At 64.5% G+C, this 13,977-nt stretch carries 14 protein-coding genes; 6 read left to right on the top strand and 8 right to left on the bottom strand.

Translation table 11 applies throughout. The annotated features are described in order from the left end of the window. The first annotated feature begins 236 nt into the window (after window positions 1–236). Window positions 237–1,208 (top strand): glycosyltransferase family 2 protein, encoded by a 972-nt coding sequence (locus tag OQZ28_RS10215; RefSeq protein ID WP_458136028.1) that lies wholly within the window; start codon window positions 237–239, stop codon window positions 1,206–1,208. 17 nt (window positions 1,209–1,225) lie between these two features. On the opposite strand, the gene OQZ28_RS10210 is transcribed toward OQZ28_RS10215, so the two are convergent. After that, window positions 1,226–2,125 carry a 3'-5' exonuclease gene (locus tag OQZ28_RS10210; protein WP_458136027.1) on the bottom strand — a complete coding sequence of 300 codons (900 nt, stop codon included), beginning with the start codon at window positions 2,123–2,125 and terminating at the stop codon, window positions 1,226–1,228. Window positions 2,126–2,280: 155 nt separating this feature from the next. On the opposite strand from OQZ28_RS10210, the gene OQZ28_RS10205 reads away from it, so the two are divergent. Further along, the gene (locus tag OQZ28_RS10205; RefSeq protein WP_130730686.1) at window positions 2,281–3,252 is read left to right on the top strand and encodes an ion channel; all 972 of its coding nucleotides are present in this window, start codon (window positions 2,281–2,283) and stop codon (window positions 3,250–3,252) included. Continuing rightward, window positions 3,212–4,357: a retropepsin-like aspartic protease gene (locus tag OQZ28_RS10200; RefSeq protein ID WP_458136026.1), complete on the top strand. Its 1,146-nt coding sequence runs from the start codon at window positions 3,212–3,214 to the stop codon at window positions 4,355–4,357. The genes OQZ28_RS10205 and OQZ28_RS10200 overlap by 41 nt, the downstream gene beginning before the upstream one ends. Window positions 4,358–4,528: 171 nt before the next feature. On the opposite strand, the gene OQZ28_RS10195 is transcribed toward OQZ28_RS10200, so the two are convergent. The 6 genes from OQZ28_RS10195 to OQZ28_RS10170 all read right to left on the bottom strand — a co-directional run bounded on the left by OQZ28_RS10195 (window position 4,529) and on the right by OQZ28_RS10170 (window position 10,450). Then, window positions 4,529–4,999, bottom strand: a complete 471-nt coding sequence (locus tag OQZ28_RS10195; protein ID WP_458136025.1) for a GAF domain-containing protein — start codon at window positions 4,997–4,999, stop codon at window positions 4,529–4,531. Between the two features lie 109 nt (window positions 5,000–5,108). Then, entirely contained in the window at window positions 5,109–6,938 is a 1,830-nt protein-coding gene (locus tag OQZ28_RS10190; protein WP_458136024.1) for an ABC transporter ATP-binding protein, read from the bottom strand. 92 nt (window positions 6,939–7,030) lie between these two features. Further along, on the bottom strand, window positions 7,031–8,368 hold the full coding sequence (locus OQZ28_RS10185) for a DUF763 domain-containing protein (protein WP_458136023.1): 1,338 nt from the start codon (window positions 8,366–8,368) through the stop codon (window positions 7,031–7,033). 24 nt (window positions 8,369–8,392) lie between these two features. After that, complete coding sequence (gene mntR / locus OQZ28_RS10180; RefSeq protein WP_130730691.1) at window positions 8,393–8,884, bottom strand: manganese-binding transcriptional regulator MntR; 492 nt, start codon at window positions 8,882–8,884, stop codon at window positions 8,393–8,395. Continuing rightward, window positions 8,884–9,765 (bottom strand): formyltetrahydrofolate deformylase, encoded by an 882-nt coding sequence (gene purU / locus OQZ28_RS10175; protein WP_130730692.1) that lies wholly within the window; start codon window positions 9,763–9,765, stop codon window positions 8,884–8,886. Before purU ends, mntR begins: the two co-directional genes overlap by 1 nt. Window positions 9,766–9,769: 4 nt before the next feature. After that, window positions 9,770–10,450, bottom strand: coding sequence for a peroxiredoxin (locus tag OQZ28_RS10170; RefSeq protein ID WP_458136022.1), 681 nt, complete (start codon window positions 10,448–10,450; stop codon window positions 9,770–9,772). Window positions 10,451–10,540: 90 nt separating this feature from the next. Here OQZ28_RS10170 and OQZ28_RS10165 point away from each other — a divergent pair, with 90 nt between their 5' ends. From OQZ28_RS10165 to OQZ28_RS10155, 3 genes are all read left to right on the top strand, one after another. Further along, window positions 10,541–11,464, top strand: coding sequence for an MBL fold metallo-hydrolase (locus OQZ28_RS10165; protein WP_458136021.1), 924 nt, complete (start codon window positions 10,541–10,543; stop codon window positions 11,462–11,464). 49 nt (window positions 11,465–11,513) lie between these two features. Next, window positions 11,514–12,800, top strand: coding sequence for an NAD(P)/FAD-dependent oxidoreductase (locus OQZ28_RS10160; protein WP_458136020.1), 1,287 nt, complete (start codon window positions 11,514–11,516; stop codon window positions 12,798–12,800). A gap of 74 nt (window positions 12,801–12,874) precedes the next feature. Next, window positions 12,875–13,444 (top strand): DUF1643 domain-containing protein, encoded by a 570-nt coding sequence (locus tag OQZ28_RS10155; RefSeq protein ID WP_207303411.1) that lies wholly within the window; start codon window positions 12,875–12,877, stop codon window positions 13,442–13,444. Between the two features lie 96 nt (window positions 13,445–13,540). On the opposite strand, the gene OQZ28_RS10150 is transcribed toward OQZ28_RS10155, so the two are convergent. Further along, on the bottom strand, window positions 13,541–13,930 hold the full coding sequence (locus OQZ28_RS10150; protein WP_458136019.1) for an immunity protein YezG family protein: 390 nt from the start codon (window positions 13,928–13,930) through the stop codon (window positions 13,541–13,543). Between the last annotated feature and the right edge of the window lie 47 nt (window positions 13,931–13,977).

Below are 13,977 nucleotides of genomic sequence, written 5' to 3'. Positions count from 1 at the left end.
ACCCATGAATCATAATCCACTGAAATCACTCAACTCATTTTCGGTCAGACACTCAATCAAACCCGAGAAAACCGCATTAGACTGAAAACAATGCAGGCAGACCTGATGCATCCGCCTTCCGCACGATACCGAAGATATCCCGCATGACGGTGCCTGCCCTGGCAGTTAGAATATCGGGCGTTTTATGATAAAATCGGCGATAAAATTCTTCCTGCCTTCCTGAAAGTGTCTTTCTGATGACTGTATTACGTTACCCTCCGCCCCGGCTTGCGATTGTTGTGCCATGCTACAATGAGGCAGAAGTATTTACATACTGCCAGCAGGAACTGGGAAAGCTGCTGGATGAGATGAAAAAAGATCTGTTGATCCAGGCTGACAGTTATCTCCTGTTTGTAGATGATGGCAGCAAGGACACCACATGGGAGCAGATCGCGGCGGCCAGTTCACGGATACCCTGCGTTCAGGGACTGAAACTTTCCCGTAATGTCGGGCACCAGTCAGCCCTTCTGGCAGGACTTGAGGCCGCCCGGCCCGATGCGGACGCCATCGTCAGCATTGATGCCGACCTGCAGGACGACATAACCGCCATCCCGAAAATGGTGCAGGCCTATCGGGAGGGATATGACGTTGTGTACGGCGTGCGCGCTTCCCGTGAGTCGGATACGTGGTTCAAGCGCTCCACCGCCGAAGGATTTTACCGCCTGATGAGTGTCATGGGCGTAAAGCAGGTCTTCAACCATGCCGACTTCCGCCTTCTCAGCCAGCGCGCCCTGAGTGGATTGCTGGAATATTCCGAACGCAATGCCTATATCCGTGGCCTTGTCCCGCTGGTCGGCTTTCCTTCGACGGAAGTCTATTACGCGCGCGGCCTTCGCACGGCGGGGGAATCCAAATACCCGTTACGCAAGATGCTCGCCCTGGCCGTGGAAGGTATTACCTCCATGACCATTTCCCCCCTGCGCATGATCGCCTATCTCGGCTTCTGTATTTCCATCCTGTCGCTTGGCGCAACAGCTTATATTCTCGTTCTGAAACTGACCGGCCATACAATCGCGGGGTGGTCCTCGGTCATGCTTTCCATCTTCTTCATGGGCGGCGTCCAGATGCTCTCGCTGGGCATTATCGGGGAATATGTCGGCAAGATCTACATCGAAGCCAAGCAAAGGCCCCGCTCCCATATCGAAAACCATGTCAGGCATGACGGGTAAAGCCGTTGCATTCCCCATCAGCAGCGTGTTGAAAACCGGTCCCACGGTGTAATCCGCGTCACCGGCAGGTCCACCGGGCGGGCAAAGACCTCCGCCTTCAGATAGGCCAGTTCCGCCTCCACCTCCGCCTCGGGCAGCGAGATGGACCACGCGCGCGGATTGCCATCCGTGCCGTCATTCCACCGGTAACCGCGCTGGCGCAACTGGTCCTTGAACTCATAGGGCGCATTTTCCGCCCAGATGCGGCAGCGCACCTGCCGGGCATTTTCCAGCAACGCCGCAAGGGCAGGCTGGCCTGACACCGGCAGCACCCGGTCGAGAATGGCAATGCCCGCCTGGCAGTCATCCACCGCGCGGTGCCCGTCAAACCAGAACCCCGCCTGCATGCCCAGATAGGACAGCTTGCGCCCTTCAAAACCTTCCGCCGCCCAGTCCACGTCCTTCATGGAGCAGGCCCAGGGCTTGGTCGTGAAGGCGGGCGTGAAACGCTCGGCAAACTTGCGGTCAAAATCTGCATTATGTGCGATAATCAATGAGGCCGGTGCCACGAAACTGGCCACTTCCTCAGGCGTCACCGACTGGCCCGCCACCATGGCCGGGGTAATGCCGGTCAGCGCGGTGATCTGGGGCGGAATGGGGCGTGAGGGCTCGCGCAGGCGGCTGAACGGTTCCAGACTGCCCAGAATCCGCCCATCCAGCGTGTAAACGAAAGGCACGATGCCGAATTCAATGATCTCGTCCTTCGCGGCACTCAGCCCCGTGGTCTCGAGGTCAAGGAACATGCCCAGCCGCGTGCCCGCCTCGGGCGGGTACTCAGCCAGCACGCGCGGGGCAAGCGGGCGCAGCACGCGGTAGCGGCCCGTTCCTTCCAGCGTGGTGGCCATGTGTTCCATCTGGTCGGGGGTCAGCTCTGTCATGGGGTCTCCTGCCGGGCGAGGCGCATGGATATGCGAAGGGTGCACGCCCCTCTCTACCACGAGGGCCGTTGCCCCGCCGGGGCGCTTGACATATTACAAAGTTTGTCAGGCCAATCCGTCCTGGCCCCACACCACACGCGCAGGCAGGACACGCCATGGCACAGGACGCCGGGCCGCAAACACCCCCACGCCCCAGCCCCCCGGCAGGCAACAGGCCGCAATCCTTTCACAGGATCGAAGACCAGGGGCATGATACAATCGTGCGCGTGGGGCAGGTGGACCGCATCTGGTCCGATTTCTACCACCATGCCCTCACCGCGCCATGGCGCACGTTCTTTTACAGTTCGCTGCTGGTTTACGTGGGAGTCAATCTCCTTTTCGCGCTGCTGTACATGGCTGACAGCCAGGGCGTTAAGGGAGCCGACCCGCACAGCTTCGCTGATTTCTTCTTCTTCAGCGTGCAGACCCTCTCGACCGTGGGCTATGGCGGCATGGTGCCCGTGAGCCGCACCGCCAACATGATCGCCACCGTGGAAGTGCTGGGCGGCATGATGATCAACGCCCTGGCCACGGGCCTCATCTTCGCGCGGTTTTCGCGCCCGCGCGCACGGGTGATGTTCAGCGACAAGGCGCTGATCCTGTCGGAAGGTGGCCACCTTCACCTTGATATCCGCCTTGCCAACTGCCGCCGCAGCCCCATCCTGTCGGTGGATGTGGAGTTTGCGCTTGCCCGCCTCATCCACACGCCATCAGGCCGGGTGGTGCGGCAGTTCGACCCGCTCACGCTCCAGCAGTCGCATGTGCCGGTGCTGCGCTTTGCCTGCACGCCCACCCATGTGATTGATGAACGCAGCCCCCTTTATGGCCTGACGGAACACGACCTTGCGGCGCAGGAGGCGGAAATCATCGTCAGCCTGACCGGCACGGACGAGGCCTCGGGGCAGACCGTTTTCGCGCGTTCCGCTTACGGATTTGACCGCATGCTGTATAATCACCGCTTCGTCGATATCATCAACGCCGGGCCGGATGGGCGGATCACCGTTGACTACACCCGCTTTGACCAGACCGAATCCCCCCTCGATGAAAATGCCGAGGTGGCGGAATACCTCGCGGACCAGCCGGACTGACCCGCGCGCGGCACGGCTGGCCCGCGCGGGCGCCGCGCTGCTTGCCCTTGCAGGCGGCCCGCCCGCCCATGCCGCCCGGCATGCCCCGCCTCCCGCGCCCGCGCTGCGCTATGGCCTGCCCGCCGCCTGCCTGACCCATGTCATCGCGGCCCCGCTGCTGACCAATAGCGGCAGCCCCATCATTCCCGCCACGTTCAATGACATGACCGGACTGGCCTATGTCAGCGTGACCCAGGACCAGGTGGGCGTTTACGCGCCCAATCCCACCGCCTTTCCCGTTCTGTCAGCCATCAGCATCCAGACCATCGCAGGCGTCGACACCACCTACACCACGGTGCTGCATGACCTGCGCATCAGCAACGGCCACGCCGATGACGTGCCCGCCCTGCTCGAGGGCACGCGCCAGCCCCGTCTCAATGAACAGCCCGTGCTCGGCGTAATCGGCTACGACATCCTGGGCAATTACGACGTGCTGTTTGATTTCCCCGCCCGCGTCATGGTGCTGTTCGTCGCCACCGCGGCCCCCGGCTGCCCGCCATTGCAGGACTGGCTCGGGCCGGACAGCGCGGCCCTGCCCCTGCAGCCCGACCGCCGGGGGCGCATGACCGGCATCCGCATGCAGGTGGGTGCGCAGGCCACGCGCATGGAAATCGAGCCGGGGGCGGACATGTCCTCCCTCTCGCGCAAGGATGCCAGGGCGCTGGGCCTGACCCCGGCCATCCTGCATGAGGATATTCATGTACGGACCAATGCCGGAAAGATCCTGAACGGACGCAGGCACCATTTTGACAGCATTGCCCTTGGCGCGTGGCACGACCTGCCGCTGGACGTGAACGTGGAAAAAACCAGCTACAGCGTGCTGGGCATGAACTTCCTGCAGCGCAGGCGCGTGCTCATGGCCTTTCCGCAAGGCATGATGTACATGACCCCCCAGGCCGACATGCCCAATGACCACGGCCAGGCGGCCCACGGCATGCTCACCACCCGCACGGCCATTGCCCGATTGACGGACACGCCGCCCGCACCCTCCACGCCAGGCGAGCTGATGCAGGTCCCACCCGGTCCCGCGCCCCATCCCGCCCTACGGACTGACGGAAAACAATGAACGTGACCGGCGACCTGAAAAGAACGCCTGGAAACAACGCATTGATAAAAGTTTTCGGGTGCCGCCTTTTTTCAAAAGGGCGGCATTCTTCGAAGCTTTTTTGAAAAAAGCGTCACCAAAAACTTCCTTAGATTTAATGTTCTGGTGGGCACGCAGGGCATGCCTGCCTGATCAGGGCGTGATCCTGGCCACCAGCAGGCCAACGACCTGTTCGAGCCTGTGCTGGTCCGATGGGGTGAAACGGTTGGGGCGGGGGCTGTCAACATCTAGCACGCCCACGAGCCGCTCCCCGTGCAGGACCGGCACCACGATCTCGGCGGCAGAGGCCGCGTCACAGGCGATATGGCCGGGAAAGGCATGCACGTCAGGCACGATTTGCGTCCTGCGCTCACGCGCGACGGTGCCGCACACACCACGCCCCGGCGCAATACGCGTGCAGGCCACCCGCCCCTGAAAAGGCCCCAGCACGAGCATGCCGTCCTTCCACAGATAGAATCCGGCCCAGTTGAGGTCTGGCAACGCCTCGAACACCAGGGCTGCGATATTCGCCATGTTGGCGATCAGATCCGTCTCGCCCGCAAGGGTGGCGGCCACCATGGGCACGAGGTCTTCGGGGCCTATGCGGTGGGTTGGGGCCTGCATGGGTTTTCCTTGTGGCTTGATGAGAGACTGGAAGAACGCCGCCTTTTTTCAAAAAGGCGGCACCCGAAAACTTTTATCATTTTTATCAATGCGTTGCTTCGGGCACTGTTCATGACAGGGGCGAAAAACCCGGCACGGGAGCCTGCAGGTCGCCTGTTGCCAGCAGCCGGTCACGATACGGGCCGGGCACGGCCTCAAGCTCGGCCATGGTGCCCGCCTGGGCAATATGGCCGCGCTCCATCACCACGATCCGGTCAAACCCGCGCAGGGTAGAGAGCCGGTGGGCTACGGCAATAACCGTGCGCCCTACCATCAGCCGCTCGAGGGCAGCATGGACATGGCGCTCGCTTTCCCCATCCAGCGCGCTGGTCGCTTCATCCAGGATCAGGATGGGCGCATTGCGCAGGAAGGCGCGCGCAATGGCCAGGCGCTGGCGCTGCCCGCCCGAGAGCATGACCCCCCGCTCGCCCACCACGGTAGCGAACCCCTGCGGCATGGCGTTGATGAAACGGGTGCAGCCCGCCGCTTCAGCCGCAGCCTTTACCTCCTCATCGGTGGCGTCTGGGCGGCCGTAGCGGATGTTCTCGCCCACCGAGCGGCGCAGCAGGTACACCTCCTGCGGCACCACGGCCATGGCGGCGCGCAGGCTGGCCTCGTCGAGTTCAAGGATGTTGACGCCATCAAGCTCCACCGCCCCTGCCTGCACGAAGCGCTGGCGCTGCAGCAGGGCCAGCACCGTGCTCTTGCCCGAGCCCGAAACCCCCACCAGCCCCACGCGCGTGCCCGCGGGAATGTCGAGGTTGAAATACGACAGCACCGGCGCGCCACCGGGGTAGGCAAAACTGACATCACGCAACTGCACATGCCCGCGCAGCATTGCGGGCGGCAGCACTACCGTCTCGGCCACGCCGCTGCCTTCATGCGGCACCAGCAGGTGGCCCAGCGTCTCGGCCAGGCGGGTGACATGCTTCATCGCCTCCACCATGGAAAAGGCCAGGTCGCGCGTGCAGTTCAGGATCAGGAAGCCCAGCGTGGTCACCATCACCACATCGCCCGTGGTGGCGCGGTGCATGCGCCACAGCAGCACGGCCCACAGCAGCAGCCCCGTGGTCATGAAGGCGGTGACCACGGAATGGATCATCCGCAGCTTTTCCATGTAGCGCAGCGAGCGCGTATGCAGCCCGATCTCGCCACGGATGCGCTGGCCCATGCGGCCATGCTCCACCCCCATCATGCCGTACGCGCGCACCAAGGGCAGGTTCTGCATCACGTCCAGCATCTCGCCATCCACCTCCGCCGCTTCCGCCGCGTAGGCGAGGTGCATCTCCTGCCCGTGGCCTGCCAGCAGGTAGATGCACAGCCCCAGCAGCAGCGTCATGCCCACCAGCACCAGTGCCATCAGCGGGCTGACCGTGCCCAGCGTGATGATGGCGAGGAACAGGTTCAGCACCGAAGGCAGCAGGTTCCACGCCGCCATGTTCTCCAACGCCACCACCGCCCCTGCCGCCGCCGAAACGCGGGCCGCGAGCGCGCCGGAAAGCCGGTCGGCAAAATAGGTCGCGTCATGCCCGCTGAGGTAGCGGAACAGATCGCCGCGCACATCGCCCCCCACGCGCACGAACACGCCCGAGGCCATCCACCCCGCCACCCGCCAGGCCGCGTTGTCGCAGATGATGGTGGCGCAGAACAGGAAGATGGACACCCAGACGGCCCCCATGCCCCGCCCGCCCTCCGTCATGCCATTGACCAGGTGGCGGATGATAGCCGACATGCCCACGTTGCACGCCACCGCAATCGCAATCGCACCGACAATGATGGCATGCCACCGGCCATGCAGCCGCACGTAATGGAAAATGAACCCCAGCGGGCGCATACGGTACCGCGCCAAGGCGGGCGTGGGGCGCGTATCGGGGGGAAGAGCGGAGTCTTTCACGTTCATGCGAGGATGCTGCCTTGAGGACATGGCGGGGGAAAGGCTCCGCACTTATGCCGCATTTGGCCCGGTATCATGCCTGCATGACAGATGCACCCCTATCCCGCGTTGCGGGACGCCTCGCCTTCGTGTCCCTGCTGGTCGTGTGGCTGGCCATCATGGCGCATGATCCCGTTCCGCTGCCCTTCTGAAACCCGGCCGGCCGGTGGCGGTTCATAACCAAATACCGAGCGCCCGCCATAATCATGCGATCGGGCGCGTTCCTCGCCCATAATCGCGGAAAAAGACGGGCCGCGCGCATCGCGCTCCAGCCTGCGGGCAGCGGAATCAAGCCGGCGGATGGCATCGAGCCGTTCCTCGCGCCCCAGTTTCGCAGCAGCCACTGCCGCCTTCATGACCGAGAGCGTGCGGTCATACACCGCCACCGGCACGGGATAGGGGTGGCGGTCCTTGCCGCCATGCGCCAGCGAGAAGCGGGCCGGGTCATCAAACCGGCACGGCGCGCCATGCACCACCTCCGCCACCAGCGCGAGCGCGCGCACCGTGCGCGCCCCCACGCCGGCCACGCGCAGCAGGTCGGGGAAGTCACGCGGCCCCGCCTCCTGTGCCGCCGCCAGCGCGCCGTGCAGGCGGCGCATGTTCACATCCTGCGGCTGCACGTCATGGTGGGCGGGCATGCACAGATAGGGCAGTTCGCCCTGCGCGGGGGGCTGCGGGGGCGCATGGCCCTCGATGCGCATGAGCTCGCGCGTCAGCCGGTCCGGCCCCATGGCGTGGAGCAGTTCGACCTGCCCCGCGCGTGAGGCACCGGCCCGGCGGTCGGTCAGGTTCATGATGGGGCGGCCTGTCGTGCGGCCATCAATGGCGGCATGCGGCGCCTCGACAAAACTGCTCACGTCATCGGACAGCCAGTGATAGCGCCGCGCAAGGCGCTGGCCCGCATGCATGCCCTGCTGCACCACGGCCCATTTGCCATCCGCCGCCACGATGAAACCATGCAGGTACAGGTCGAATCCATCCTGCACGGCAGCGCTATCCACCTTGGCCACCATGCGGCTCGTGGCCACGAGCGGCGTGGCGTCCAGCCCGGTGACCTCGCCCACCGCCAGCAGCTCATCAGGCGTACGGCGCGAATGGCGGCCACGGCCGCCGCACACATACAGGCCCAGCTCATCCTGCAGGGGCGCAAGCCCGCGCTTGAGCGCCCCGATCACGCTGGTGGTGATGCCGGAGGAATGCCAGTCCATGCCCATGACCGCGCCAAAGGACTGGAACCAGAACGGGTGGGCCAGCCTGCGCAGGAATTCGTCCCGCCCGTAATGATGCACGACCGCCTGCGTGATGACCGCCCCCAGCCGCGCCATGCGCTGGCCCAGCCACGCGGGCACGCGCCCGGTATGCAGCGGCAGGTCGGCGGAGCCCGCGCGTCGGGTCATGGGGCGTTCCCTTCCCTTTGTGGGTCAGTCGTCGTGTCTTTTGCCTGCCTTGGCCATGAAGGTGGCAAGCCCCGCCTCGAGCGCGTGGCGGAAGGCGCGCAGCGTTTCCGCCCCCACATAGTGTTCCATGCCCTCGGCATCAATGCGGGCACTCGCCTCGCTCACCCCAAGGGCGCGCAGGAACTGCTCGACCGTGTGGTGGCGCGCCCGGCTGGCCCGCGCCATCTCCTGGCCTGCCCCGGTCAGGAAAATGCCGCGATAGGGCCTGCGCGTGACCAGCCCGTCCGCCTCGAGGCGGACCAGCATCTTGGCCACGGTGGGCTGCGATACGCCAAGCCGGGCAGCGATATCGACCTGGCGCGCCTCCTGCCCGTCATTGAGCAGGTCATCGATCAGTTCGACATAATCCTCGATCAGGGCCGTCTTGCGCGCCAGCCGCGCCTGGCGGAAGCCCGCGCACTGCGTATCGGCATCGGGCATGGGGGCTGCTGCCGGCCTGTGCTCGGGGCCGGGCATCAGGGATTGAACACGATGGTCTTGCGCCCGTTGGGAATGACGCGGCACTCGGTAAAGTAACGCACGGCGCGCGCCAGCACCCGGCGCTCGATATCGCGCCCCTTGCGGATCAGGTCATCAGGGGTATCGGCATGGGTAATGCGCTCGACATCCTGCTCGATGATCGGACCTTCATCAAGGTCGGGGGTCACGAAATGGGCGGTCGCACCGATCAGCTTCACGCCGCGCGCAAACGCCTGGTGATAGGGCTTCGCCCCCTTGAAGCCGGGCAGGAAGGAGTGGTGGATGTTGATGCACCGCCCCGCCAGCCACGCGCTCATGGAATCGGACAGGATCTGCATGTACCGCGCCAACACCACCAGCTCGGCCCCTGTCCCGCGCACGATCTCGGCCATCCTGGCCTCCTGCGCAGCCTTGGTGGCGGCGGTTACGGGCAGGTAGTGGAAGGGGATGCCGTCAAGGTCGATATGGGCATAGGTCTCGCGCGGGTGGTTGGCGATGATGGCCACCGGCGCAATGGCCAGCTCGCCAATGCGCCAGCGGTACAGCAGGTCGACCAGGCAGTGATCGAAGCGCGAGACCATGATGACGGTGCGCGTGGGCCGCAGGCTCTCGCGCAGCGACCAGTGCATGTCGAACCGCGCGGCCAGCGCGGCCAGCGCCTGCTCGAGCATGCCGCGCTCCACCCCGCCTGCGGGCACGCTGAACACCACGCGCATGAAGAAGATGCGGCTTTCACGCTCATCGAACTGCTGGGCACCCGCGATGTCGCCACCAAGCTCGAACAGGGCCTGGCTGATGGCCGCCACGATGCCGGGCCGGTTGGGACAGGACAGCGTGAGCACATAGGACAGGCGCAGCCCCTGGGCAGGATCAGACATGGCGTTACTGCCCGCGCTTGCGGCCCGTATCGGGCACGGGGTTGTAGAACCAGCAGCCATTGCCCCCGACCTTGCGCAGGGCGGCCTGCGTGGTGGGCACGGGGCGCACCACGTCGCAGCCCGGCGTCCAGCCCTCCGGCGTCATGACCGCGTTGCCCTCGCTGCGCCGCAGGGCCTCGACCAGGCGCAGCAGTTCCTCGACCGAGCGCCCGACCGACATGGGGTACCACACCAGCGCGCGGATCACGCCATCGGGGTCGATCACGTAGGTGGCGCGCACGGTGGCGCTGTTCTGCGCGGTCAGGTCCAGCATGCCGTAGGCGCGGCATACCGCCATGGAGGGGTCTTCCACCAGCGGGAACGGAATCTCGACGCCAAAGCGCTCCTGTATCGTCTCGAGCCAGGCCAGATGCGCGTACAGGCTGTCGACCGACAGGCCCAGCAGCGCGCAGTCAAGCTGCTCGAAGCGATCGACCGCGCGGGCCAGCCCCATGAACTCGCTGGTGCACACGGGCGTGAAATCCGCCGGGTGCGAGAAAAACAGCAGCCAGCGCCCGCGGAAGTCCGACAGGCGTATTTCCCCCTTCGTGGTCCGGGCCTGAAAGTCTGGTGCCACGTCCCCGATCCGCAACGGGCGCGTTCCGATCGCGCCATGGTTTGCGGATATGCTCGCCTCTGTGCTCATGCCCTGCCCTTTTGCATCTGCCGCGCCTTGACGCAAGCCATCTCATAACATACATTTATTATGTAATTCATAAACTATGGATGACATTTCATGTCCGACCCCGCCCTTGAAGCCGCTGCAAGCCAGGTAGTGACATGCCGCGCCACCGGCCAGGCGCCGGTTGTCCGGACCTTTTTCGACCTGCCCACCTTCACCGCCACCCATGTGGTGCACGACCCCGCCACCCGCGCCTGCGCCATCATAGACAGCGTGATGGATTACGACCCTGCATCAGGCAAAACCGACCACGCCATGGCGCAGGACATCGTGGACTACGTCACGGCGGAAAAGCTGGAGGTGGAATGGCTGCTTGAAACCCATGTCCATGCCGATCACCTCTCGGCAGCGCCGTGGCTGCAGGAGCGCCTTGGCGGCAGGCTCGGCATTGGCCATGCCATCCTGAAAGTGCAGGACATCTTCGGCAAGCTGTTCAACGCGGGCACGCAATTCGCGCGCGATGGCTCGCAGTTCGACGCGCTGTTCGAGGACGGGGCACGGTTCACGCTCGGCACCCTGCCCGTGACCGCGCTGCACGTGCCCGGCCACACCCCTGCCGACATGGCCTATGTGATCGGTGAGGCCGCCTTTATCGGCGATACGCTGTTCATGCCCGATTACGGCACGGCGCGGGCCGATTTTCCCGGCGGGGATGCCCGCATGCTCTACCATTCCATCCGCCGCCTGCTCGCCCTGCCCGCCGAGACGCGGGTTTTCCTGTGCCACGACTACAAGGCCCCCGGCCGCGACACCTTTGCATGGGAAACTACCATCGGCGCGGAACGCGAGAACAATGTTCACGTTCATGATGGCGTAAACGAGGACGCCTTCGTGCAGATGCGCACCGCGCGCGACGCCACCCTGTCGCTGCCCAACCTGATCATGCCCTCAGTGCAGGTCAACATGCGTGGCGGCCATTTGCCCGAGCCCGAAGATAATGGTGTAAGCTACATCAAGATACCACTCAGCCGTTCCTGACGCCCATCCAGCGCAGCCTTATCTACAAAGAGTCATACGGAGACCCTTCATGACCGATACCCCCCCATCCACCCCGAACCTCGCCAGCGCGGCGCGGGGCCTGACCTATGATGTCGTCGTGGTTGGCGGGGGTGCGGCCGGCCTGTCCACCGCTGCGAGCATTCTCAAGCGGCGTGGCGGCATCACGCTGGCCATCATCGAGCCGTCGGGCTCGCATTTCTACCAGCCGGGCTGGACGCTGGTGGGCGGCGGCGTGTTCAAGCAGTCACAGACCCGCCGGTCGGAAAAGAAGCTGATCCCGGCCGGCGCCGACTGGGTGCAGGCCGCAGCCACGGGCTTCGAGCCGGAAGCCAATCTCGTGCACCTGTCCAACGGCTCATCCATCCGCTACGAGGTGCTGGTGGTGGCCACCGGCCTGACGCTGGACTGGGATGCGATCGAGGGGCTGAGCGAGACCCTTGGCCGCAATGGTGTCACCTCAAACTACCGCTACGACCTTGCCCCCTATACCTGGCAGATGGTGCAGACGCTGGGGCGCGGCAATGCCGTCTTTACCCAGCCGCCCATGCCCATCAAGTGCGCGGGCGCGCCGCAGAAGGCGATGTACCTGGCGTGTGACGCGTGGCGCAGGCGGGGCCTGGCCGACAACATCAACGTGTCCTTCCACACCGCAACGCCGGGGCTGTTTGGCGTGAAGGAATTCGTGCCGCCGCTGATGGACTACATCAACCGCTACCATATCGACCTGTGCCTCAAGTCCAACCTGACGAAGGTGGACGGCAAGGGCCGTATCGCCACCTTCGAGAACGTGGCGCAGGATGGCAGCAAGACGACCTCGGAAGTGGAATTCGACATGCTGCATGTCGTGCCGCCCCAGCGCGCGCCCGACGTGATCCGCAACAGCGCGCTTGCGGGTGATGCGGGCTGGGTGTCGGTTGACCCCGCGACCCTGCGCCACACAAAATTTGCCAATGTGTTCGCACTCGGCGACGTGGCGGGCACCTCCAACGCCAAGACCGCCGCCGCCGTGCGCGTGCAGGCCCCGGTCGTGGCCGTGAACGTGCTGGCAACGCTGGACCACAAGCCCGCCGTGGCCGATTATGACGGCTATGGCGCCTGCCCGCTGACTGTCGAGCGCGGCAAGATCGTGCTGGCCGAGTTCGCCTATGGCGGCAAGCTGGCCCCCACCCTGCCCACATGGCTGCTCAATGGCCGCAAGCCCACGCATCTGGCCTGGTTCCTCAAGGAATGGGTCATGCCCGCGCTGTACTGGGATGGCATGCTGCGCGGCCATGAGCTGATGGTGGCCCCGCACAAGATTGGCACGCCGCGCTGATCTTTCGCACAAACTGCAATGCGTGATGGCCGCGCGGGGTAGACCTCCGCGCGGCCATGCGTATGTTTGGGGCCATGAACACCAGCAGACAGGGCCAGCACCATGTGGGCTCCAGCCGCCCGCTCCGCCTGGCCGATGACGTGGTCAGCCATGCCATTTATGGCGGCCCGGACAAATGCTACCGCTATGAACTGACCCGCACCTGGAACCCGCAAGGGCCCGCGGTGATGTGGCTGATGATGAACCCATCGGTTGCAACGGAAGACGGCGATGACCGCACGGTGGCCAAGTGCCAGCGCTATGCCCGCGCCTGGGGCTACGGCACGCTGCTGGTGGGCAACACCTTCGCCTATCGCTGCACCGACCAGAAGCGCCTGACTGAGGTACCCGACCCGGTCGGCCCCGAAAATGACCGCCACCTGCTGGCCATGGCGCGGCGGGCCGATCTGGTGGTGGCGGCCTATGGCTCGCCGCAGATCAAGAGCCTGCTGCCCCGCGGGCCGGAGGTGATCCGCATGCTGCAACAGCACGGCATTACGGTCAGCGCCATGCGGCTGAGCAAGGGTTCGGGCCGCCCCGAGCATCCGCTTTACCTGCCCAGCAGCCTGAAGCCGGAACCCCTGCCACCTTTTGCCCCGGCCTGACTGGCCTACGGGGCCTGAAAAAAGTTTCTGGCAGCGTCATTTGAAGCTTTTAAAAAAAAGCTTCACCAAAAACTTTTATTATTTCAGGACAGGATCTTAGTAGTCGAAATCGACCGAGAAAGACCCTTCGGCCATTTCCACCCGCAGGGTCAGCCCGGTCCAGACCGGCTGGTCACGGGCCGGGTTCTCGCGCCAGAAGGCGGTGCGCAGTTCCAGCAGTTCATGCTGCAGGTCGTGCAGGTAGCGGATATGACCTTCGGTCGATTCGTCCTCGAAGGGGCTGAAATTGACCTTTTCTCCCTCCTGCGTTTCGTAATCGAAGCCGAAATACACATTCGTGTCGCCCAGTTCGACATTGCCGGTAAAGGCCATGTGCATCTCGATGGCGCGGCAGGTTTCTTCCTCCTCTTCCGGCACGGCGATCAGCACGAGTTCGGCAATGGCGTTGAGAATGGCCTTTGAGCCGGGAGGGGCTACGTTGTTCATGTTATCCTGCCTGCTGTGGGGGAAGCCATCCCATGGCCTCAATGCGA

The organism is Komagataeibacter sp. NFXK3 (assembly GCF_054182245.1).
The sequence above is the reverse complement of the archived record's forward strand: the minus strand, read 5'-3'. Positions and strand labels throughout refer to the sequence as shown.

Coding starts and splice junctions, on each gene's coding strand:
- OQZ28_RS10215 (WP_458136028.1), top strand. CDS start 237: ATGACTGTATTACGTTACCCTCCGCCCCGGCTTGCGATTGTTGTGCCA.
- OQZ28_RS10210 (WP_458136027.1), bottom strand. CDS start 2,125: ATGACAGAGCTGACCCCCGACCAGATGGAACACATGGCCACCACGCTG.
- OQZ28_RS10205 (WP_130730686.1), top strand. CDS start 2,281: ATGGCACAGGACGCCGGGCCGCAAACACCCCCACGCCCCAGCCCCCCG.
- OQZ28_RS10200 (WP_458136026.1), top strand. CDS start 3,212: ATGCCGAGGTGGCGGAATACCTCGCGGACCAGCCGGACTGACCCGCGC.
- OQZ28_RS10195 (WP_458136025.1), bottom strand. CDS start 4,999: ATGCAGGCCCCAACCCACCGCATAGGCCCCGAAGACCTCGTGCCCATG.
- OQZ28_RS10190 (WP_458136024.1), bottom strand. CDS start 6,938: ATGAACGTGAAAGACTCCGCTCTTCCCCCCGATACGCGCCCCACGCCC.
- OQZ28_RS10185 (WP_458136023.1), bottom strand. CDS start 8,368: ATGACCCGACGCGCGGGCTCCGCCGACCTGCCGCTGCATACCGGGCGC.
- mntR (WP_130730691.1), bottom strand. CDS start 8,884: ATGCCCGGCCCCGAGCACAGGCCGGCAGCAGCCCCCATGCCCGATGCC.
- purU (WP_130730692.1), bottom strand. CDS start 9,765: ATGTCTGATCCTGCCCAGGGGCTGCGCCTGTCCTATGTGCTCACGCTG.
- OQZ28_RS10170 (WP_458136022.1), bottom strand. CDS start 10,450: ATGAGCACAGAGGCGAGCATATCCGCAAACCATGGCGCGATCGGAACG.
- OQZ28_RS10165 (WP_458136021.1), top strand. CDS start 10,541: ATGTCCGACCCCGCCCTTGAAGCCGCTGCAAGCCAGGTAGTGACATGC.
- OQZ28_RS10160 (WP_458136020.1), top strand. CDS start 11,514: ATGACCGATACCCCCCCATCCACCCCGAACCTCGCCAGCGCGGCGCGG.
- OQZ28_RS10155 (WP_207303411.1), top strand. CDS start 12,875: ATGAACACCAGCAGACAGGGCCAGCACCATGTGGGCTCCAGCCGCCCG.
- OQZ28_RS10150 (WP_458136019.1), bottom strand. CDS start 13,930: ATGAACAACGTAGCCCCTCCCGGCTCAAAGGCCATTCTCAACGCCATT.